The organism is Cognatiluteimonas sedimenti (assembly GCF_022808325.1).
Lineage (GTDB): Bacteria > Pseudomonadota > Gammaproteobacteria > Xanthomonadales > Xanthomonadaceae > Cognatiluteimonas > Cognatiluteimonas sedimenti.
The window spans coordinates 311,016-331,546 of sequence record NZ_JALGCL010000002.1; the positions used below are offsets into that span (position 1 = coordinate 311,016).

The window sequence follows — 20,531 nt, forward strand, 5'->3', positions numbered from 1 at the left end:
CGCCATACCGGCTTCGCCTTCGGGCTGGGCGTGGAACGCTTCGCCATGCTGCGCCACGGCGTCGACGACCTGCGCAGCTTCTTCGACAACGACGTGCGTTTCCTGCGCCAGTTCGCCTGATTGCCCCGGCCCGCGCGTGAGCGGGGGCTTGCGTTATCCACCGCGCCGGGTGGCATCCCGGCATGACAGGGTTTGAGTGGAATGAAATTCTCCGAAAACTGGCTGCGCCAACACGTCCGCATCGATGCGACGCGCGAGGAACTCGCCGCGACGCTGACCGCGATCGGGCTGGAGGTCGAGGAGCTGGTGCCGCTTGGCGCGCAGCTCGACGGCGTGGTGGTGGCGCGCATCGTGTCGGCGGAAAAACATCCCGAGGCCGACCGCCTGCAGGTCTGCCAGGTCGATGCCGGCAACGGCCTGCTGCAGATCGTCTGCGGCGCGCCGAACGCGCGCCCCGGCCTGGCCGCGCCGCTGGCGACGATCGGCGCGAAGCTGGGCGACATCACCATCAAGGCGGCCAGGCTGCGCGGAGTCGAGTCGAACGGGATGCTGTGCTCGGCGAAGGAACTCGGCCTCGACGCCGATGCCTCCGGCCTGCTCGAACTGCCGGCCGACGCGCCTGTTGGCACGCCGTTGGCCGACTACCTCGGCCTGCCCGACAGCAGCATCGAACTGAAGCTGACCCCGAACCGCGCCGACTGCTTCAGCGTGCGCGGCATCGCCTTCGACGTCGCCGCGGCCTCCGGTTCGGAAGTGGTGGCGTTCGACGCCGCGCCGATGCCGGCGCTGAACGACGCGGCGCTGCCGGTCGAACTGCAGGCCGGTGCCGACGCGCCGCGCTACCTCGGGCGCGTGATCGAGGGCGTGGATGCCGCCCGGCCCACGCCGGTGTGGATGGCCGAGCGCCTGCGCCGCAGCGGCATCCGTCCGGTGAGCCTGCTGGTCGACGTGACCCAGTACGTGATGCTGGAACTGGGCCAGCCGATGCATGCGTTCGACCGCGACCTGCTCAAGGGTCCGGTCGGCGTGCGTCGCGCGCGCAGCGGCGAGCGCGTGAAACTGCTCGATGGCCGCGAGGCGACGCTGGACCCGCAATTCCTCGCCATCACCGATGCCGACCGCGTGGTCGCGCTCGCCGGCCTGATGGGTGGTTTCGACACCCGGGTGACCGATGCGACCGGCAACGTGTTCCTCGAGGCCGCGCACTTCGCGCCCGCCGCGATCATCGGCCGCGGCCGCAAGCTCGGCCTGCACACCGACGCCGCGCACCGCTTCGAGCGCGGCGTGGACCCGGAGTTGCCGCGGCAGGCGATCGAGGTCGCGACCCGGCTGATCGTCGAGATCGCCGGCGGCGCCCCCGGCCCGGTGACCGAGGCGGTGCTGCCCGAACACCTGCCGCGCCCGCAGCCCGTGCGGCTGCGCCGCGCGCGCGTGGCGCGCGTGCTTGGCGTTGCCATCGCCGACGCGGAGGTCGAGCGCATCCTGCGCGCGCTCGGCTTCACCGTCGCCGCGGATGCCGAAGGCTGGCAGGTGACGCCGCCAACGCGGCGCTTCGATATCGCGATCGAGGAAGACCTGGTCGAGGAAGTGGCGCGCATCCACGGTTATGACGCGATCCCGGCGACCCTGCCGGGCGGCGCCACCCGCATCGCCCCGCCGGGCGAGAACCGCGTCGACGACGGCAGCGTGCGTCGCCAGCTGGCCGCGCGCGACTGCCTGGAAACGATCAACTACGCCTTCGTCGATGCAGGCCTGCTGGCCACCTGGAACGCCGATGGCGACGAGGTGCCGCTGGCCAACCCGCTGAGTGCGGAACTCGGCGTCATGCGCACGCTGCTGTTGCCGGGCCTGGTCGCGGCGCTGGCGCGCAACGCCGCCCGCCAGCAGCCGCGGGTGCGGCTGTTCGAACTGGGCAAGGTGTTCGCCGCGGCGAACGGATCCGCGCCGCGCGAGACCCAGCGCGTGGCCATGGCCGCCAGCGGCCACGCCGCGGCGGAGCAATGGGGCGTGCCGGCACGCAACATCGACTTCCACGACCTCAAGGGCGACCTCGACAGCCTGGCCGCGCTGTCCGGCGCGAGCCTCGAATACCGCCCGTCGCCGTCGCCCTGGGGGCATCCGGGCCGGTCCGCGGATGTCTTCCGCGACGGCGAACGGCTGGGCTGGATCGGCCAACTGCACCCGCGCCTGCAGCAGGCGCTCGGCCTGGACGTGGACGTGGTGGCCTTCGAGCTCGACCTGGAGCCGTTGCTGCGGCGTCCGTTGCCCAGGGCGCGGCCGCTGTCCAAGTATCCGTCCGTCCGCCGCGACCTCGCGTTCGTCGTCGCCGAGTCGGTGCCGTGGGCGGAAGTCGCGGCCAGCGTCCGGGCGGCCGCAGGCCCGGCCCTGCGCGACCTGCTGCTGTTCGACCGCTATGCCGGCAAGGGCGTGGAATCGGGTTTCAAGAGTCTCGCTATGGGCTTGATTCTGCAGGATGAATCACGCACATTGACCGACCGCGACGTGGACGCGGTGGTGGCAGCCGTGACGGCCGCCCTGCAGCGCGACCACGGGGCGGCGATCCGGGCATGAGTGCGTCCCTGCACGCCTGCCCGTCCGTCCGCGGGCGGACGCTCCACTTCGTTCACAGGGGGACGAAATGGCCTTGACCAAGGCAGAAATGGCCGAACGCCTCTACGAGGATGTCGGGCTCAACAAGCGCGAGGCGAAGGAATTCGTCGACGCGTTCTTCGACGTGCTGCGCGAAGCGCTGCAGCAGGGCCGCCAGGTCAAGCTGTCGGGCTTCGGCAATTTCGACCTGCGGCGAAAGAACCAGCGCCCGGGCCGCAATCCCAAGACCGGCGAGGAAATCCCGATCACGGCGCGCACCGTCGTGACCTTCCGCCCGGGGCAGAAGCTCAAGGAGCGGGTCGAGGCCTTTGGTGGCGGCGCGCACGCGGGAGCCCCGCATGCTTGATCCCGGCAGCAACCGCGAACTGCCGGCGATCCCGGCCAAGCGCTACTTCACCATCGGCGAGGTCAGCGAGCTGTGCGACGTCAAGCCGCACGTGCTGCGTTACTGGGAGACCGAATTCCCGTCGCTCAAGCCGGTCAAGCGCCGCGGCAACCGCCGCTACTACCAGCGACACGACGTGCTGATGGTGCGCCAGATCCGCGGCCTGCTGTACGAACAGGGCTACACCATCGGCGGCGCGCGCCTGCGGCTGGAAGGCGAGGGCGCGAAGCAGGAATCCACCCTGAGTTCGCAGATCGTGAAGCAGGTGAGGATGGAACTCGAGGAAGTCCTGCAGTTGCTGCGGCGATAAAACCCGGGATCGGGTTCCATCACGCGCGGCGGCGCGTTGGCAGAGCGTCGCGGGCGGCCAATCACCGGGTGCGGTGCCGTGGGCGGGTAATTCCCCCGGGGCGCGGCTATAATCTCCAACCCGCGTCGGGGTATAGCGCAGCCTGGTAGCGCATCTGCCTGGGGGGCAGAGGGTCGTCGGTTCGAATCCGGCTACCCCGACCAATTCGCGGGCACCTGGATTAGCGGGCTCCGGTCCGGGTTTATCCGACTCCCGGTGCGTGGCGGCAGCCGCCGGGCTTGCCCTTTCGTTATTTCTGCTTTTTCTGGTCGCCGCGATCGCCCTGGCCGGGCTTGACCACGGTCTCGGCCTTCTTCGCCCGGTCCTGCTTCAGCGACTTGCCGACATCGTCCTGCTCGGCGAACTGGCCATTTTCGTCGCGTCGCACGTAGCGGCTGTCGCCCTTGTTCGGCGTGAGAAGTTCGCGCTTGCTCATCGGTGCATCTCCGTGGATCGAAAGCCGGGTTTAACCCACGCCGCATGAAGCGGGCGAGAAACGGTGGTTATCGGGGCCCTGCCTTGAGTTCGATCCAGGTCGGGGCGTGATCGCTGGCTTTTTCCTGGAGCCTGACCCATCGATCGACCCCGGCGCCGGCCAGGCGCGAGGCCAGTGGCGGATTGACGAGCAAATGGTCGATGCGCAGGCCGCGATCGCGTTGCGCGTGCTGCCGGAAATAATCCCAGAACGTGTAGACCGTGGCCTCGCCATGGACGTGCCGGAGACTGTCGGTCCAGCCCTGTTCCAGCAGCTTGAAGTACGCCTCCCGGGATTCGGGCTGGATCAGCGCGTCCTTGCGCCAGGCCTTGGCGTCATAGACGTCCTGGTCCGTCGGGATGACATTGAAGTCGCCGACGATCGCCGCCCCGCCGGGAATCGAGACCAGCGACTTCGCATGCCTGGCCAGGCGCGCCATCCACCGGAGCTTGTAATCGAACTTCGGTCCCGGCTGCGGGTTGCCGTTGGGCAGGTAGATGGCCGCGACGACGATGCCATGCACCGCCGCTTCGAGGTACCGGCTTTGCTTGTCCGCGGGATCACCAGGCAATCCCCGACGGACTTCCACCGGGGTTGTTCCCCTGCCCAGTATGGCGACACCGTTCCAGGAACTTTGACCCTGCCACACGGCTCCGTATCCCGCTTCCTCGAGCGCGGAAAGGGGAAATGCATGATCCCGGGCCTTGAGTTCCTGGAGCGCCACGACGTCCGGCCGTTCCCGCGCCAGCCAGTCGAGCAGCTGGGCAAGCCTCGCGCCGATGCCATTGACGTTGAACGTCGCCAGCTTCAAGGTTTTCTTGCGTGCCATTGAATGTTCCCCGGCGGCATGTCGTGGACGGCATTCAAGCCCGCGGTGCCGGGCCTGGGGCCAACTCTCGCGGCACGCCTGTTTGCATCATGCGAATGCCGCTGTCTCACGACTCGTCGACAGCGTTGCTTCCACAGTGCTTGTCCCCGCCCCCAGGATCAGTCGAGGGCGACCGGCGACAGATCCAGGGCACGCCAGGTCCGACGTGACGAACTGCGGAGGCTCTTCGAGGATGCAGGGCTGGACCAACCCCACGCGCCCGCCGCGCGCTCCCATTGCAACGCCTGGCCGTGGCAAGCCGGTGCCGCGGAAGTTCTACCTCCGTCATCCGGCCATCGTCGGTCCGGAGCTGCTGAACAAGCTGCTGGTCCGGGACGACGGACGCGCGGGTCGGATCGTCGAAGTCGAGGCCTATGCCGGCAGCGAAGATGCGGCGGCGCACTCCTTCCGCGGCAGGACGGCACGCAATGCCACGATGTTCCGCCCGGGCGGACACCTATATGTCTATTTCAGCTACGGCATGCATTGGTGCGCCAATGCGGTTTGCGGCCCCGAAGGCGAGGGATGGGGCGTCCTGCTGCGTGCCCTCGAGCCCGTGTCCGGGGTGGAACTGATGCGCCAGGCGCGGGGCAATCCGGCGCGGGAGCGCGACCTGGCTTCGGGGCCGGGGCGCCTGGGACAGGCCATGGGCATCACCAGGGAACTGGACGGCGCCGACCTGGTCACCGGCGACCAGGGCATCAGGATCCTCACCGACGGCGTGGCGCCGCCTGCGGCTGCCGCGGCAGGCCCGCGGATCGGGATTCGCCACGCCACCGACCGTCCCTGGCGCTGGCATGTGCCAGCAAACGAACACGTCTCGCGGACGCGCGCACGCTGAGGGCGGTTTCGGACTGCTGCTGAAGCGAATGAAGAGCGTCGCTCGTCCGGTGCCTGCGACGACATCGCCTCTACCAGGCGGTTGCTACGTTCGCCACATGCGACCCGTCATGTTTTTCGTCTCCCCGATCGGCGACCACTGGGAGGTGCGTTGCCGCGCGGATCCTGCGCATCCCGACTATGCCGATCGCACCGCGGCCCTGGAGGCGGCCACCCACCACGCGCGTCGCCTTTGGGAGCAGCAGCAAGTAGCCACCGAAGTACTGGTGGATGGCGACGATGGCGGCTGGGTCAAGGTCGCCGCGTTCGGCCAGGTGCTGTCGCTGTAGCGGCTCGCCGCTTCAGCCCGCGGATGCCTGCCGCGGCGGCTGCGCCAGGTGCGGCCAGCGTGCCAGCACCGACGCGCGGATGCCGGCGACATCCAGGCCGGCCTCGGCCAGCAGGTCCTCGCGGCTGGCGTGGTGCTGGAACGCATCGGGCAGTCCCAGGTGGAGGATCGGCAACGCCAGGTTTTCGGCGGCCAGCAGTTCGGCGACGGCGGAGCCGGCGCCGCCCATCACCACGTTGTCCTCGAGCGTGACGAAGCCGTCGTGGTTGTTCGCAAGTTCCAGCAGCAGCATGCCGTCCAACGGCTTGACGAAGCGCATGTTGACCACTGTCAGCCCCAGCTCGGCGCCGACCTGCTCCGCCGCCGGGACGATCGCGCCGAACGCGAGCAGCGCAACCCGCGCGCCTCGCCGGCGCAGTTGCGCCTTGCCGATCGGCAGCGTGTCCAGCGTCGGCTGTACCGCGACCCCGGGGCCGCTGCCGCGCGGATAACGCACCGCGGCCGGCCCCTCGAAGCGGAAGCCGGTGGACAGCATCTGCCGGCACTCGTTTTCGTCGGCCGGCGCCATCAGCACCATGTTGGGGACGCAGCGCAGGAAGGACAGGTCGAGGTTGCCGGCATGGGTGGCGCCGTCGGGGCCGACCACGCCGCCGCGGTCGATCGCGAACAGCACGTCGAGGTGCTGGATGGCGACATCGTGCACCAGCTGGTCATAGCCGCGCTGCAGGAAGCTCGAATAGATTGCGACCACCGGCCTGGCACCCTCGCAGGCCATGCCCGCGGCCAGCGTCACCGCGTGTTGCTCGGCGATGGCGACGTCGAAATAGCGGTCGGGGTATTCGCGTGAAAAACGCACCAGGCCCGACCCCTCGCGCATCGCCGGGGTGATGCCCATCAGTTTGTCGTCGACCGCGGCCATGTCGCACAGCCAGTCGCCGAAGACGTCGGTGTAGGTCGGCTTCTTGGCCCCGCCCGGCTTGCTGACCACGCCCTGGTCCGGATCGAACGGCGATACCGCGTGGTAGCCGATCTGGTCGCCTTCGGCCAGCTCGTAGCCCTTGCCCTTGGTGGTGATGACGTGCAGCAGTTGCGGGCCCTTGAGCTTGCGCAGCAGCTTCAGCGCGCCGACCAGCGCCTTGACGTCGTGGCCGTCGATCGGCCCGGTGTAATGGAAGCCCATCTCCTCGAACAGCGTGGATGGCACGAACATGCCCTTCCAGTGTTCCTCCCAGCGGCGCACGAACCTGGCCGGAGCGCGGTTCTTGTCGCCCAGCAGTTTCTTGCCGCCTTCGCGGATCGCGTTGAGGGTCGGGCTGCCGGTCATGCGGCCGAGCATCTTGGTCAGGCCGCCGACGTTTTCGCTGATCGACATCCGGTTGTCGTTGAGGATGACGAGGATGTCGGGTTCCGGGTCCATGCCGCCGGCGTGGTTGAGCGCCTCGTAGGCCATGCCGGCGGTCATCGCGCCATCGCCGATCACCGCGACCACCCTGCGCTCGTTGCCGGCGCGCTGGTTGGCGATCGCCATGCCGAGCGCAGCCGAGATCGAGGTCGAGGAGTGGCCGACGCCGAAGGCGTCGTACTGGCTTTCATCCCGCTTGGGGAACGGCGCCACGCCGTGCTTCTGCTTGACGGTGTGGATGCTGTCGCGGCGACCGGTCAGGATCTTGTGCGGGTAGCACTGGTGGCCGACGTCCCAGACGATGCGGTCGTCTGGCGTGTCGTAGAGGTAGTGCAGCGCGGTGGTGAGTTCGATCACGCCCAGCCCGGCGCCGAAGTGGCCGCCACTGCGGCCGACCGACTCGATCAGGTATGCGCGCAGTTCGTCGGCGATGGCCGGCAGTTCGCTTTCGTCGAACTTGCGCAGGTCGGCAGGCGAATCGATCCGCGACAGGCGGGGATAACGCGCGGGATCGATCGATGCGGGGTTGCTCGTCATCCCGCCATTTTCGCCCCGGCCGTCGTGACGGGCAAGGAAACCCCCACTATTTCCCGCGCAGGCGTCCGAACAGGCCGCCGGACTTCGGCGGTTCGGTCGGCTCGGGGGACTGGTCCGGGACCAGTTCCGCATAGCCCGTCACCAGGCTGGCATTGACGAAATCCACCACTTCCGCCAGCGCCACGCCGCTGGCCGCCGCGATTTCGTCCAGGGTCGCAGGGCCTTTCATCATCGCGGTGGCGATGCGGAAGTGCTTGGGAAACTCGCGTTCGGTCTGCGGCCACTTGCTGAGCTTGTAGCGGCCTTGCGGGTCATGCCCCGGCAGCAGCGAGCCCTTGCCGGCCAGCAGCCCGCCGAACCACTGCAAGCGCGCCAGCGGTTGCGCCGGGCCAAGGGCAGTCGCCTCGCGCGTCCACGTCGCCGCTTCGGCGGGCTCGAAGTCCTGCTCGGCGACGACCCCCTCGAAGTAGCCGGCCAGCGGTTTGAGCGGTGCCGGCCCGTGGTACTGGCGCGTGATCGGATCGATCAGCAGGATCGGCCCGGCATTGCGGCGGTAACGCATGCGTCCGGGCAACGCCCCTACCACCAGCCAGTCGACCAGGGTGCGCTCGTGCGGCGGCGGAAGCGGCGAGGCCGCAGGCGCGATCGTCGGCGGCGCCAGGGTGCCCGCGCCCGCCGAGGCAGGCTTGCCGGGAACCGGGCCCGGCGGCTCGGCTTCCTCGTCGACGGGTTGCGGATGTTCTTCCGGTAACTGGTCCTGCGGGACCGGCGCCGGCGCCATGCCCGAGGGTGTCGGTGCGGCTGCGGGGGCGGGCGTGGTTGCGGCGGCGGCGGCCGGGGCCGCCGATGCCATGGACGCGGCCGCGCCCCCGGCGACCGCCTGCAACATCGCCGCGATGCTATCGGCATCGAACGGGCGTGCGACATGGAAGTCGGTCTGGGTGCGCGTCGCCGACGTCAGTCCGATCACCTGCTTGCCGGCGGCATGCAGGCGCAGCCAGCTCATCGGCCCGTACATGCTGTCCATGTCGACGATGACATTGTCGGCCTCGCCCTCGGGCAGCAGTTGCCAGAGCCCGCCCAGGCGCGCGTTGGCGGCCTCGAATGCGGCTTTCAGGTCGGCTTCGGTGGCCGGGTCCATGCCGGTCATGCCGAGGGTCAGGGGCATCGTCGTGGTCCGCTGTGTCGAAGGCTTGAGTGTAGCTTGCATGGCCGGCCCCGCGGCAGCCACCGCATGCGCCCGGCGCCGCGCGTGGCCGGCCTGGCCGGCGGCAGTAGTCGGTTGGGGCGCGGCCTGCGTTTGCAGGGATGGCGTTCCAGGAGCGCTTGCCCAGGCACCGTCACGGCGCGATGCCGGCGATGCCGCGCGCGGCTTGCGCCATGCGATCGGGACGGGCGGCTCAGTTGAAGCGCGGCCTGCGCTTGGGCAGGTGGCTCTTCAGGAACGCCATCTGGTCGGCGAGGATGTTCCGGTTCGACAGGATCAGGTGTTCGATCCAGCTCGGCCGGTAAGGCACCGCCAGCAACGGCATCGAAGCCTGCTGCGGCGTGCGGCCGCCCTTGCGCGAGTTGCAGTGGAAGCAGGCGGCGACCACGTTCTCCCAGATGTCGCGGCCGCCCTTCGACAGCGGCATGACATGGTCGCGGGTCAGTTGCTGGCGGCCGAAGTCGCGGCCGCAGTACAGGCACAGGTGCTGGTCGCGCGCGAACAGCGCGGCATTGGTCAGCGCCGGTGTCGGGTCCAGTGCATGCGCGCGCGCATGGCTGCGCGCGGCGACGATCGGATGCAGTTGGACCAGGCTCTGCGCGCCGGTGGCGCGGCAGGTGCCGCCATGCACCTGCAGGCAGGGATCGCCCAGCGTCCAGGCGACGGCGCCGCGCACGTACAGGCAGGTTGCGTCCTGCCAGCTCATCCAGTCGAGAACGCGGCCGTGCGCGTCAAGCGACAACAGGCGCACGGCGTCGAGGCGGATCGGTGGCCGCTGGGCCCCGGCTTCGGGAGCGGCGACGGAAACGCAGCCGGAATCCTCGGGGCTTCCGGCATGGACCAGGCGAATCTTCGCTCTGTCGGTCTCCATCCGGGTTCAGCTTATACCCCTTGCCGGGGGTTTTGTAGGCGCCCTGCGGCGGCCGCTGGGGCTCAGGCGTCGAAGTGCCCGGCGTCCAGCCCCAGCAGCGGCCCGACGCCGCTTTCGATCGCGGCCTTGTGGGCAAGCGTGCGCGGCAGCAGGCGCGCGAAATAGAAGCGCGCGGTCTCGCGCTTGGCATCCTTGAAACCTTGCGGATGCGAGGAGCCATCCGCGGCGGCGACGCTGCGCGCCCACCAGTAGGCGAGCGCGACGTAGCCCGAGTAGAACAGGTAGTCGTACGCCGCCGCGCCGACCTCCTCGGCGTTGGCGACCGCGCGCTGGCCGATGGTCATGGTCAGCTGCTGCCATTCGGCGGCGCTGGCGCGCAGCGGCGCGATGAATTCGGCGACCGCGGCGTTGCCTTCGTTGGCGGCGCAGAACTCCTCGATCATCCGCAGGAACACGCGCAGGCCAGCGCCCTGCAACTGCATGATCTTGCGTCCCACCAGGTCCAGTGCCTGGATCCCGGTAGTGCCTTCGTACAACGTGGTGATGCGGGCATCGCGCGCGAGCTGCTCCATGCCGTGCTCGGCGATGTAGCCATGGCCGCCGAAGCACTGCAGCGCATGGTAGGTGCACTCCACGCCCCATTCGGTCAGGCAGGCCTTGACGATCGGGGTGACGAAGCCGAGCAGGGCGTCGGCCTGCGCGCATTCGTCGGCATCCTCGCCGTGGCTGATGATGTCCACCAGCGATGCTGCGTGGTAGCCCAGCGCGCGCCCGCCTTCGACCAGCGCCTTCTGCGTGAGCAGCATCCGGCGCACGTCGGGATGGACGATGATCGGGTCGGCCGGCTTGTCCGGGAACCTGGCCCCGGAAAGCGAACGCATCTGCAGGCGTTCGCGCGCGTATCGCAGCGCGTTCTGGTAGGCGCGATCGGACAGGCCAAGGCCCTGCAGGCCGACGGCAAGGCGCGCGGTGTTCATCATGGTGAACATGGCCATCAGGCCCTTGTTCGGCTCGCCGATCAGCCAGCCCTGCGCGTCGTCGAAGTTCATCACGCAGGTGGCCGAACCATGGATGCCCATCTTGTGCTCGAGCGCGCCGCAGCGGACAGCATTGCGCTCGCCCATCGCACCGCTGCGGTCGACCTTGATCTTGGGCACGATGAACAGCGAGATTCCCTTGCTGCCGGCTGGCGCATCCGGCAAGCGGGCCAGCACCAGGTGCACGATGTTCTCGGTGAAGTCGTGCTCGCCGGCGGTGATGAAGATCTTGGTGCCGGTGATCGCATGGCTGTCATCGGGTTGCGGCACGGCGCGGGTCTTGAGCAGGCCGAGGTCGGTGCCGCAGTGCGGTTCGGTCAGGCACATGGTGCCGGTCCAGCGGCCCTCGACGATCGGCTTGAGGAAGGCCTCCTGCTGCCACGGCTCGCCGTGGTGCAGCAGCGCTTCGGTTGCGCCGTGCGAGAGCAGCGGGAAATTGCCCCAGGCCAGGTTCGCGGCGTCGATCATTTCCTTGAGCGGCACCCCGGCAGCGTGCGGCAACCCCTGGCCACCGAATTGGACGGGCGACACCAGCCCGGCCCAACCGCCTTCAACGTACTGCGAATAGGCCTGCCGGAAGCCCGGCGGGGTGGTGACCGCGCCGCTGGCCTGGTCGTAGCTGCAACCGGCTTCGTCGCCGATCCGGTTGAGCGGAGCGAGCACCGTCTCGGTGAAGCGCGCGCCTTCCTCGAGCACCGCATCGACGACATCGCGGGTGGCATCCTCGAAACCGAGCCGGGCGAGCAGCGATTGCGCGCCGAGCACGTCGAACAGGACGAAACGCATGTCGGACAACGGTGCGCGATAGCTGCTCATGGCGAGCCCTGCAAGGAAGGGGAATCGTATCGAGCGTGCAACCCCGGCGTGGAGCTTTTGCTCGGCTGCGGTGCCGGGCCGGCGGCGCTGCTCAGCGCAGCACCCCGGGCAATCCCGGTACCGGGCTCAGGGTGTTGTCGCGCTTGATCTGCCAGGTGCGCACGCCGCCGTCTTCCGGCGCCGCGGACAGGCTGCCCTGCAGGTGGTAGTCGATGCTGCGGCCGCGCGCGAGGGCGTCGGCGATCGCGATCTTCGCGCCCGCCGCCGGCACCAGCGCCACGGTGGCGACGTCCGCGGTTTCCGGCCCGATCGACAGGCCCGGGCGCGCCTGCAGCGTGCCCGCCTGCTGGCCGCCCAGGGTCATGGCGAGGCTGACGCTTTCGAAGCGCATTGGCACGCTGCTGAAATTGTCGATCCGCACATCCACGGACCAGCTGCCGTCGGCGCGCACGCTGAGCTGCTGGATGTTCGCCGATGGCTCCGACACGCGGCGGACCGGGCCACCACTGCCGCACGCTGCGAGGAAGCACATTGGCAGCATCAATGCCGCCACCGCCAGTCGTTTCATGCCGACGCCCCATGGTTGCAGTTGCGTCGAGGATACACCGCGTGCGCGGGCGACCGCGCCGCCCGCGGCGGGTGGTCAGCGGCCGCCGAGCAGTGGATACGGGTCGATCGCCGTTCCCTGCCACCAGCGCTTCTCAGGGCCGAGCACGAAGACCGCGAAATGCAGGTGCGGCGCGTCCTCGCTGGCATTGCCGGTGCTTCCGACATAACCGATCAGCTCTCCGCGCTTGAGTTGCGAACCTTCGGCGATGCCCGGGGCATAGCGGTCCAGGTGCGCGTAGTAATAGGCGTAGGTGCGTGTCGGATCGAACTGGTAGATCGTCAGTCCACCCGGCACGCTGGTGAAGAGCTTTTCGAGCTTGCCGTCGCTGGCGGCGAGCACCGGCGTGCCGCGCGGCGCCATGATGTCCAGGGCCTCGTGCGCGCGTTCGCCACCGCCGCGGCCATCGCCGAAGGTGTCCTGCAACTGGTTGGCGGCGACGCCTGCGACCGGAATCAGCAAGTGGCCCGGTGCGTGGGCTGCGGCGGCAGGTGGCGCCGTGGCCGGCGCTGCCGGAGATGTCGTCCCCGCGGGCGCCGCCGGAGCTTGCGGCGGTGGAGCCGGGTTGGTCGATGGCATGGGCCGGGTGGTCGCGGCCGAGGCCGGCGGGGTAGTGGCGACGGCCGGCGACAGGGGATGGGATCCAGCCGTTTGGGCGGGCGCTTCCACCTTGGTGATGGCCATCGCCGCGGGCGCAGGCGCAGCCTCAGGCTCTGGCAGTGGCCGCGGCCGCACCAGCAGGAAGTACACCACGTTGGCGCCGAGCAGCAGGCCGGCAAGGAACAGCAGCAGGCTCTTCATCCGGCAGCGTCCCGATGGCGCGCGTGCATCACGGCTGCAGCACGGCCGCCATGCCCGGCGCTACCGCCGCCGCCAGAACCTGGGCGTCCCAGTTGGTCAGGCGGATGCAGCCGTGCGACTGGGTCTTGCCGATGGTCGAGGGCTCCGGCGTACCGTGGATGCCGTAATGCTCCTTCGACAGGTCGACCCAGACGACGCCGACCGGATTGTTGGGCCCGGCAGCGATGGTGGCCTTGGCGTGGGACGCGTCGGCATCCCAGAACAGGGCCGGGTTGTAGTGGAATTCGGGATCGCGGGCGACGCCGTTGATCTTCCAGTCGCCGATCGGCAACGGATCGTGGGAACTGCCCGAAGTCGCGGGGAACCGCGCAAAGGTGGTGCCCGAGGCATCGACCAGGCTGACGCTGGCGTCCGACTTGTCGACGACGACCTTGTCGGCCTTCGGCAATGCGCTCGCGCCCACGACGTTGGGCACGGCCAGCAGGGTGCCTGCTGCGAATGCCTTGCCGTCATTGAGCTTGCCGAGCAGGTCGGGGCTGGCATGGAACTTCTCGCCCAGCATCTCCTGCAGCGACGCGTAGCCGAGCTTTGGCAGCTTCGACTTGGCCATCATGTCCGACGGGATGTTGGCGAACGGGCCGGCGGCGTCGGCGGCGGTGATCGTGTATTCGACCAGCGCCGGAGCGTCGTCCGCGCCAAGCGCCTGCCAGGTCGGTGCGTCGAGCTCGCCACTGGCCTCGAGCTCGTGCGCGGCCTGGAACGCGGCGATCGCACGACGTGTATTGCTTCCGCTCACGCCATCGATTTCGCCGGGCGAAAAATGCGCGCGGTCGAGCAGGATCTGCGCGCGAAGCACGCCGTCCTTCGCCAGATCCGCATCGGCCGCGGCGGCGACGGGCGGCGGGGCCGTTTCCCCGGGGGAGGCCGGCTGCGACTGCGCGTCGGCGGCGGTCGGGGGCGTGGCGGGTGCCGCGGGTACCGTCGAGACTTCGGCCTGGACCTGCTCGAACATGGGTTCGGGCGCCTCCTGCGAATGCGCCGGCGTTGCCATCGGCAACAGCGCCGCGGCAAGCGCGGCGGGAAGGAAACGCAGGGCTGGAGTGCGCAGGGCGTGTTTGCGGGTTGCCATCGTCGAACCTCTTTGGTGCGGATGGCGCGATGCTGCGGGACGCTGGTTCGCCATCGCGTGAATGCACGAAGGCGTTGGTTCAGGTGCGACGATCGATGTCACCCCCCCCCGGTGTCGCGAGCCCGCGGCCTCGGCTCCAGCGGGGCGGCCGGGACGGCGCTGTTCGCCGATCGACGACGGCGTCTCCGACCAGGCTGGAATCGTCAGTGCGCGGACCCGCGCGTGGTCAGGGTCACCATGCTCTCGCCCAGCGATCGCATCGACGCTTCCGGCATCGAGAACGCGACGTGCGACTGGCCGAAGGACAGGATCAGCGCGTGCTGGTCAGGGCTCACGCCCGGGCCGAGCGAAAACGAAGACGGCAGGACCAGGGCGCCGGAGCTCTCGCTTTCCGCGCTGCCCCCGGCGACTTTTTCGGCACTGTCCTTGGACGCCGCGAGCATGGCGGCGGCCATGTTGGCGACATCCAGCGGCGACAGGGTGAAATCGCCCAGCAGTTGCCCGTCCTTGGCGAAGCCGACGGCGATCTTGCCTTCGTCCGCGGATTCGATCAGCAATCCGGTGGTGAACCCGCTTGGGACCTGCATGGTGTGATTCCCTGGTAGTGAAATGGCCTGTTGGCGCCGGCCGCCGATGGGGCCGGGCCGCCCGGAAAAGACAACGCCCCGCAAGGCAGGGCCTGGGCGGGGCGCGGTTTCCGTATCCGTGATGCCACCAAATGGTGGCCGGGGAGGGAATCGAACCCCCGACACGGGGATTTTCAAGGCACAGTCGAAAAGTGCTGTTTATTCAACAAAAACAGCCACTTACGGCGCTTGCTCCTGTCAAATACGGCATATCACCCGCGTTAAAAGTGTAATTGAATGAGACCACCGTGGCTATCTGGGGCAGAACTTGAGTCAGTTCCCGGCCTCTGGTTGCGGTGGCCTTGTCACATTGCTGTGATATCGTCAGCGATATCATGACGCCAAAGAAGCTCGACAAGATCAGGCGGCATCTCACCTCAATGGCGGCCTCGCCTCATGGGCTGAAGTCGGACGAGCTGATCGCGTTTGCAAAAAAGTTGGGGAGAACGAAGAGCTCTCGGGGGAAAGAGCCGACATGGGTCCGAGAAGACATTCCGGAGCTCTCTCCTCCGCTTTCTATCCCCAATCATTCCAAGGCTCTCAAGTCGGGAACAGCTAGAAGCATTATTGATGCCCTGCTCAGTGATGTTGACGAGTGGGAATTGCACCTCGCCGAAGTCGAGGGTCCAGACCATGACCAAGAAGATGATGAAGACCTCAGTGCTTAAGACTGATCCAGCTGCAGTAATGAAACTGCCTTATGCGAGACGACTCACCCCCGATCCGGATGGCGGATACGTGGCAACGATTCAGGAATTTCCGGGTTGCGTCGCCGAAGGCGACACCGCGGATGAGGCGCTAAATAACCTGGAGGCTGCAGCGGAATCGTGGCTTGCAGCTCGAATCGGGCAAGGGCAGCCAGTTCCCGAGCCTGTTGCCCTGCATGGTTACAGCGGAAAGATTGCGCTAAGGATTCCGCGTGGAGTTCATAAGCAGGTGGCCGAATTGGCTGCGGCCGAGGGAACCAGCGTTAATCAGATGATTTTGTCGGCAGTTGCCTCATACGTCGGCGCGCACGGCGTCTTAGACATTTGTCGGCACGTTGCCATCCGCATGCAGCAAGAAAACATCTTTCGTCAGCTTCCGGTTAAAGAGGCGTTGTCTCTGAAGACAGCTAATGTTTTTCGCTTGCCGGCAGACGCTAGGCCGTACGGTCCCGTGTCTAACATGAAAGTGGTTGTTGGAGGCTATTAAAATGGCAGAAGTGACTCTATACACATTCAATCACAAGGAAGTAGCTACAGCGCTGATCAAACAGCAAGGGATTCATGAGGGGCGGTGGACTCTGGCGATGACTTTTTCGATCAGTGTTTCCAACATTGGATCGCAAGATCCGAACACCCAGTTGAAGCCCGGTCTAGTCGCTGTTGTAGATGCAATAGGGCTTCAGCGCGCGCAGCTTGGAGAGAACAACCATTCGCTCACAGTAGACGCTGCCGAAGTTAATCCAGCTTGAGTTGGTTGAAGCAGGAGGTAAGACTTGGACCCTATTAGCGCATTCAAGAGCGAAGTCTTTCGTCCGATTGCCTCGATAGTGCTGCCGGGCTTCTTAGCCCTAAGTCCCTTTGCGATAGTTCTTTCCAATGTCTCTGAGTCGGCCCGTCATTTTTTCGCTCAACATGAACTGCCTGCATATCTCTTACTTTTTGCCGCGGCAACTATTTTCGGGATGCTTCTTGAAAATGTGGGGGCAAGCATAGAGCGCGGCATTGATCAGTGCATGGAGAAGGAATATTTGCAGGGGACTGAAGACGTCTGGGATCTCTATCTTTCGCAGAACGGGAGTGATACCAATGCGCGTCGGTATCTTGGAACGCTAGTCACACGCATCAAATTTATAAACGCGTTGATTCCAGCGCTGATCGTTTTCTCGGCGGGGTTGTTCTGGCTCCATCTGCAGATTAAGGTTCTGCAGAATTGGCAAGTGGCTGCTTTCGGGATGGTGCTGCTTACGGTTCTCGTTTGGTTGTTTCGCATGTCCATTGATTTAAGCGAAGCAGCTTCGTTCAGCAGGCAAAGACTGCTCTACAGTGTCGATAAAGATATCAAGGGCTACGACCCTAGTGCGGCTACTGTCGGTAGACATCGCCATTTTGCGTATGTATGTGCAGAAATCCTCACGGCTAGGGTTGAAGAGTTAGATATCCGCGGGAAGTACTGGTTCACCGTTTTTTGGTGGGTGGCCAAATTGTCATGGATCTGGGCGCTAACAGCATTTGTAATGGCATTTGTGGTGTGGTGTGTCGCGTAAGAGAGTGCCTGGAGTCCGCGGCGCGTCGGCGGATTATTCCTGGCGCGCAGCGAGGTACGGTCGAGTCACGGGTGGTGAACTTGAGCAGATTCTCGCCGTGTTCGACATGGTCTGGTCAGAGCGTTCTGCTTGGCCTCAGCGAGAAGTCGGAAGCGAGGATTGGTTCTCGGCTGTCACGAAATTGACGGTAGTCCCAAGTTGGCTGCCGCTTTATCGCGATTCGCTCACAGTTCTGATAGCGCGAGTAGTGACGGCTGCAGGCGTGGGCCCCCAGTTTGTGGATGCGATCAAGTCGGACCGGCCTACTGAAAAGTTATTAGACCTAGTGGAGCAATTGCCGGATGAGCCGCCGGAGGATCTGAACGCAACGGCGATCGCGTTTGCGCTGGTGGGTAATCTCGACGCGATTTCCCACTACTCACGGTCGATCAATGACATGTTCCTTGCGTGTGAGAAGGGAGAGCTCGAAGCTCTCATTCAAGCACTATCCATAGATAGTCACTTGTCCGCCATGCCGTTCTTCCAAGCGGCGCTTCGCCTCGGCCAGCTAAGTGGCGATTCAACCGCAGCGGAAGAGATTTTCAAGGCAATTCGTGGACCGCATCGAAAGAGAAGTGAGTACCCCAAGCTACGCTGGGTCGAGTACTTGCTTCGTGATCAAGGAGCATTTGAGGCTTGCTCGCGCGAAGAGATTTATCAACTCTGCGTCGAGCATTTGCGCGTCTATGACCCTTCGGGTACCAAGAAGGATCCCAAGGCGGCCCTTTTCTCTCGTTTCCGCACCTGGCAGAAGGAAGCCGGAATTCAAAACCCGCGTTTTGGGTTCTCGGCTGCGGGTAAGTGACGACATAGCTTTCCTATCGCCCATTTCGGGCAATAGGAGAAATTGCTATGAACGAGAAGCAAGAGCGCCGCGCCGCGGCGGAAAGCGGCCAAAAGGCCGTGGGAGCGGCCGTGGCCGCGTCAGCCGCGGGTGCGCAACCCAGTATCACAGCACCCGCAAACAGCATCCGGCCGCTAAGGCATGGGGTGGACAGCCTTTATCTCTCCTTCCCGGGCGGCATTGACCCGGACCTGGCCGTCTGGCTGCAGGAGTGCAAGTTAAAGGCGCAGTCGAGCAACGATCACGTCATGGCGCTGGGTGGCATCGGCATGGGTGACCATCAGTTCACAGTGCTGCCGCGAGGACGAGGGCGCTTCGCGTTCGTGCTGGAGGACAACTGGTTCTCCATCCAGCTTTCGAACGCCTCTGCCGGGGTGTTGCCGCTGGCGCTGGTGCAACTTCGCAGCGAGTACCTGACCGCTGTCGGGCCGGACGAGGCCGTCGCCACGATCACCAAACTGGTCGAAGGCATGGGGGAGGTGACCGGCCCGCCGAAGATCAGCCGCATCGACCTGTTCGCGGACTTCTGCACCGATCACGACCTGGCATCGCTGCCCGGGAGCCATTGGGTCAAGCGCAGCAAGAAGCGGTCGATCCATGAGGAATCCGATCAGGTCACGGGTATTTCCTTCGGCAGCGGCAACGAAGTCAGCGCCCGGCTCTACGACAAGACCCGCGAGCTCCTGAAGTCGGGCAAGGACTACATGCGGCCGCTGTGGGCAATGGAGGGCTGGGATGGCGCGGCCCAGGTGTGGCGGATGGAGTTCCAGATCCGCCGCGAAGGCCTGCCCGCGCAGATGCTCGGGGCGGCGGCGGACGTGCTGGCCTGTAATGGCAGCCTCTGGCGCTACCTGTGCGATGACTGGCTGCGGCTGGCCATTCCCTCGGGCTCGGACGACACCCGCAGCCGGTGGCCTACCCATCCGCTCTGGGAGGATCTTTCGCGGGTCTGGGATATCGACCCGGAGGCGCCGCCCCTCACCCGCGTTCCCAAATCCCGCCTCCCCTCTGATGACCGCCTTTTCCGCCACGGGATCTCGGGACTGAGTTCCTTCATGGCCCGCGAAGGGATCACGGCGCTGGACGAGGGGCTCGGGGAATTCCTACACGCCATGGAGGCGTACTACGACAACCCGGCGCGGCAGTTCCCGGAAGGCTTGGAGGCCTACATCCGGCGCAAGACCAAGGCCAAGGCGCGGCGCTACAACGTGCGGCTGGACGGCCATGAACAGGGGTAGGCCATGCGCACGCTCGACCTGTCCGAAGCCGCCGAGTTCCTGCGCATGTCCCCAGCCGTCCTGCGTCGTCACGCGCGTCAAGGCCGCCTCAAAGCCGCGAAACCGGGCAAGCGCTGGGTGTTCCTCGACGGCGACCTTGCTGCGTATCTCGGTCAGCTTTACGCTGCCGGCAGGCAAGCGCCGCTAAGTGGCTCCAACCGGGAGAAATCCTCATGGGGCTATACCAACGCGGTGATGTCTGGTGGGTCCATCTCACCTCGCCAAACGGCACGCGAGTACGCCGCTCTACTGGGACTGACAACGAAACCCAAGCACTCGAATTCCACGACCGGCTCAAAGTCCAGTTGTGGGAGGAACACCGACTTGGCGTCAAACCCCAGCGCAGTTGGCAAGACGCCGCCGTTCGATGGGTGAAGGAAACCCGCGACAAGCGGTCGCATGGAAAGGACGTGGCCAAGTTGCGGTGGCTGGATCGCTACCTCGGGCACCTGCTGCTGTCGCAGGTGACCCGGGACGTGATCGACGCCATAGCCGAGCGCAAGACTCGCGAGTCGAGTCCGAGCAACGCCAACCGCTACCTGGCCTTGATCCGGGCGATCCTGAGACGCGCACGGGACGAGTGGAATTGGCTGGAGTCCATTCCCAAAGTCCGGTTGTTCCGGGAACCCAAGGGGCGGATTCGCTTCCTGTCCCCGGAGGAGGCGCGGCGACTGCTGGACGAGTTGCCGCTCCACCTTCGCGAGATGGCGCAGTTCGCGCTGGCCACGGGCCTGAGACAACGCAACGTGTCCTTCCTGCGGTGGGAGCAGGTGGACATGGCCCGTCGTGTCGCGTGGATCCATCCAGACCAAGCCAAGGCCGGACGGGCCATTGGCGTCCCACTGAACGAGTCGGCCGTCGCGGTGTTGCGGCGGCGGCTCGGGAAGGACAACGCGCACGTCTTTACCTATGAAGGCAAGCCCGTGGCGCGGTGTTCGACGAAAGCGTGGAAAGCGGCGCTGGAACGGGCAGGGATCGAACGCACGTTCCGCTGGCACGACCTGAGGCACACCTGGGCCTCGTGGCACGTCCAGCGCGGGACGCCGCTGCAGGAGCTCATGGAGCTGGGCGGCTGGGCCAGCTTCGAGATGGTCCTGCGTTACGCGCACCTGGCGGCGGAGCACCTGCGTGGCGCCGCGTGCCGGATCGACGACACGTTTTTGTCACAAACAGAAAACCCGCAACGAGTGCGGGCTGTCTGAGTCGCGTGTAAGGCCTTGAATTTCAACCAC

Annotated in this window: 24 protein-coding genes and 1 tRNA gene; 15 read left to right on the forward strand and 10 right to left on the reverse strand. The window is 66.4% G+C overall.

Annotated elements, in window-relative coordinates; translation table 11 throughout:
* From MQC88_RS08150 to MQC88_RS08170, 5 genes are all read left to right on the forward strand, one after another.
* On the forward strand, positions 1 to 120 hold a 120-nt coding region (locus tag MQC88_RS08150; protein WP_484484289.1), incomplete at its 5' end, for a tRNA ligase subunit PheS family protein.
* An 81-nt stretch (positions 121 to 201) separates the two neighbouring features.
* Complete coding sequence (gene pheT, locus MQC88_RS08155; protein WP_243320906.1) at positions 202 to 2,571, forward strand: phenylalanine--tRNA ligase subunit beta; 2,370 nt, start codon at positions 202 to 204, stop codon at positions 2,569 to 2,571.
* Positions 2,572 to 2,638: 67 nt separating this feature from the next.
* On the forward strand, positions 2,639 to 2,956 hold the full coding sequence (locus MQC88_RS08160; RefSeq protein ID WP_243320908.1) for an integration host factor subunit alpha: 318 nt from the start codon (positions 2,639 to 2,641) through the stop codon (positions 2,954 to 2,956).
* The gene (locus MQC88_RS08165) at positions 2,949 to 3,305 is read left to right on the forward strand and encodes a MerR family transcriptional regulator (protein WP_243320909.1); all 357 of its coding nucleotides are present in this window, start codon (positions 2,949 to 2,951) and stop codon (positions 3,303 to 3,305) included. The genes MQC88_RS08160 and MQC88_RS08165 overlap by 8 nt, the downstream gene beginning before the upstream one ends.
* A gap of 126 nt (positions 3,306 to 3,431) precedes the next feature.
* A tRNA-Pro gene (locus MQC88_RS08170) sits at positions 3,432 to 3,508 on the forward strand.
* A gap of 86 nt (positions 3,509 to 3,594) precedes the next feature.
* Here the strand turns inward: MQC88_RS08170 and MQC88_RS08175 are convergent.
* Positions 3,595 to 3,780: a hypothetical protein gene (locus tag MQC88_RS08175; RefSeq protein ID WP_243320911.1), complete on the reverse strand. Its 186-nt coding sequence runs from the start codon at positions 3,778 to 3,780 to the stop codon at positions 3,595 to 3,597.
* 67 nt (positions 3,781 to 3,847) lie between these two features.
* Positions 3,848 to 4,648, reverse strand: a complete 801-nt coding sequence (gene xth, locus MQC88_RS08180) for an exodeoxyribonuclease III (protein ID WP_243320913.1) — start codon at positions 4,646 to 4,648, stop codon at positions 3,848 to 3,850.
* Positions 4,649 to 4,880: 232 nt separating this feature from the next.
* Between xth and MQC88_RS08185 the strand changes: the two genes are divergently transcribed.
* Both MQC88_RS08185 and MQC88_RS08190 read left to right on the forward strand, forming a co-directional pair.
* A complete protein-coding gene (locus tag MQC88_RS08185; RefSeq protein ID WP_243320916.1) occupies positions 4,881 to 5,528 on the forward strand; it encodes a DNA-3-methyladenine glycosylase in 648 nt (215 codons plus the stop codon).
* A 109-nt stretch (positions 5,529 to 5,637) separates the two neighbouring features.
* On the forward strand, positions 5,638 to 5,856 hold the full coding sequence (locus MQC88_RS08190) for a hypothetical protein (RefSeq protein WP_243320919.1): 219 nt from the start codon (positions 5,638 to 5,640) through the stop codon (positions 5,854 to 5,856).
* A gap of 12 nt (positions 5,857 to 5,868) precedes the next feature.
* Here the strand turns inward: MQC88_RS08190 and dxs are convergent, their stop codons facing one another.
* The 8 genes from dxs to MQC88_RS08230 form a co-directional block, all read right to left on the reverse strand.
* Positions 5,869 to 7,794: a 1-deoxy-D-xylulose-5-phosphate synthase gene (dxs, locus tag MQC88_RS08195; RefSeq protein WP_243320921.1), complete on the reverse strand. Its 1,926-nt coding sequence runs from the start codon at positions 7,792 to 7,794 to the stop codon at positions 5,869 to 5,871.
* 46 nt (positions 7,795 to 7,840) lie between these two features.
* The gene (locus tag MQC88_RS08200; RefSeq protein WP_243320922.1) at positions 7,841 to 8,962 is read right to left on the reverse strand and encodes a hypothetical protein; all 1,122 of its coding nucleotides are present in this window, start codon (positions 8,960 to 8,962) and stop codon (positions 7,841 to 7,843) included.
* A gap of 232 nt (positions 8,963 to 9,194) precedes the next feature.
* Positions 9,195 to 9,872 (reverse strand): HNH endonuclease, encoded by a 678-nt coding sequence (locus MQC88_RS08205; protein WP_243320924.1) that lies wholly within the window; start codon positions 9,870 to 9,872, stop codon positions 9,195 to 9,197.
* A 62-nt stretch (positions 9,873 to 9,934) separates the two neighbouring features.
* Positions 9,935 to 11,725 (reverse strand): acyl-CoA dehydrogenase C-terminal domain-containing protein, encoded by a 1,791-nt coding sequence (locus MQC88_RS08210; RefSeq protein ID WP_243320926.1) that lies wholly within the window; start codon positions 11,723 to 11,725, stop codon positions 9,935 to 9,937.
* Positions 11,726 to 11,816: 91 nt separating this feature from the next.
* Positions 11,817 to 12,293 carry an LEA/WHy family protein gene (locus MQC88_RS08215; protein WP_243320928.1) on the reverse strand — a complete coding sequence of 159 codons (477 nt, stop codon included), beginning with the start codon at positions 12,291 to 12,293 and terminating at the stop codon, positions 11,817 to 11,819.
* Positions 12,294 to 12,368: 75 nt separating this feature from the next.
* Complete coding sequence (locus MQC88_RS08220; RefSeq protein ID WP_425491607.1) at positions 12,369 to 13,016, reverse strand: M23 family metallopeptidase; 648 nt, start codon at positions 13,014 to 13,016, stop codon at positions 12,369 to 12,371.
* Positions 13,017 to 13,161: 145 nt separating this feature from the next.
* On the reverse strand, positions 13,162 to 14,145 hold the full coding sequence (locus MQC88_RS08225) for a L,D-transpeptidase family protein (protein WP_425491608.1): 984 nt from the start codon (positions 14,143 to 14,145) through the stop codon (positions 13,162 to 13,164).
* Between the two features lie 320 nt (positions 14,146 to 14,465).
* Positions 14,466 to 14,849, reverse strand: coding sequence for a hypothetical protein (locus tag MQC88_RS08230; RefSeq protein ID WP_243320935.1), 384 nt, complete (start codon positions 14,847 to 14,849; stop codon positions 14,466 to 14,468).
* 374 nt (positions 14,850 to 15,223) lie between these two features.
* Between MQC88_RS08230 and MQC88_RS08235 the strand changes: the two genes are divergently transcribed.
* The 8 genes from MQC88_RS08235 to MQC88_RS08270 all read left to right on the forward strand — a co-directional run bounded on the left by MQC88_RS08235 (position 15,224) and on the right by MQC88_RS08270 (position 20,501).
* The gene (locus MQC88_RS08235; protein ID WP_243320938.1) at positions 15,224 to 15,556 is read left to right on the forward strand and encodes a hypothetical protein; all 333 of its coding nucleotides are present in this window, start codon (positions 15,224 to 15,226) and stop codon (positions 15,554 to 15,556) included.
* A complete protein-coding gene (locus tag MQC88_RS08240) occupies positions 15,522 to 16,082 on the forward strand; it encodes a type II toxin-antitoxin system HicB family antitoxin (protein WP_243320939.1) in 561 nt (186 codons plus the stop codon). Before MQC88_RS08235 ends, MQC88_RS08240 begins: the two co-directional genes overlap by 35 nt.
* Before the next feature lies 1 nt (position 16,083).
* On the forward strand, positions 16,084 to 16,344 hold the full coding sequence (locus MQC88_RS08245; RefSeq protein ID WP_243320941.1) for a hypothetical protein: 261 nt from the start codon (positions 16,084 to 16,086) through the stop codon (positions 16,342 to 16,344).
* A 24-nt stretch (positions 16,345 to 16,368) separates the two neighbouring features.
* Entirely contained in the window at positions 16,369 to 17,139 is a 771-nt protein-coding gene (locus tag MQC88_RS08250; protein ID WP_243320943.1) for a hypothetical protein, read from the forward strand.
* Between the two features lie 97 nt (positions 17,140 to 17,236).
* Positions 17,237 to 17,983 (forward strand): hypothetical protein, encoded by a 747-nt coding sequence (locus MQC88_RS08255; protein WP_243320944.1) that lies wholly within the window; start codon positions 17,237 to 17,239, stop codon positions 17,981 to 17,983.
* A 47-nt stretch (positions 17,984 to 18,030) separates the two neighbouring features.
* Positions 18,031 to 19,260 carry a replication initiation factor domain-containing protein gene (locus MQC88_RS08260; protein WP_243320946.1) on the forward strand — a complete coding sequence of 410 codons (1,230 nt, stop codon included), beginning with the start codon at positions 18,031 to 18,033 and terminating at the stop codon, positions 19,258 to 19,260.
* Between the two features lie 3 nt (positions 19,261 to 19,263).
* Complete coding sequence (locus MQC88_RS08265) at positions 19,264 to 19,674, forward strand: helix-turn-helix domain-containing protein (protein WP_243320948.1); 411 nt, start codon at positions 19,264 to 19,266, stop codon at positions 19,672 to 19,674.
* Positions 19,675 to 19,709: 35 nt separating this feature from the next.
* The gene (locus tag MQC88_RS08270; protein ID WP_243320950.1) at positions 19,710 to 20,501 is read left to right on the forward strand and encodes a tyrosine-type recombinase/integrase; all 792 of its coding nucleotides are present in this window, start codon (positions 19,710 to 19,712) and stop codon (positions 20,499 to 20,501) included.
* The last annotated feature ends 30 nt before the right edge of the window (positions 20,502 to 20,531 follow it).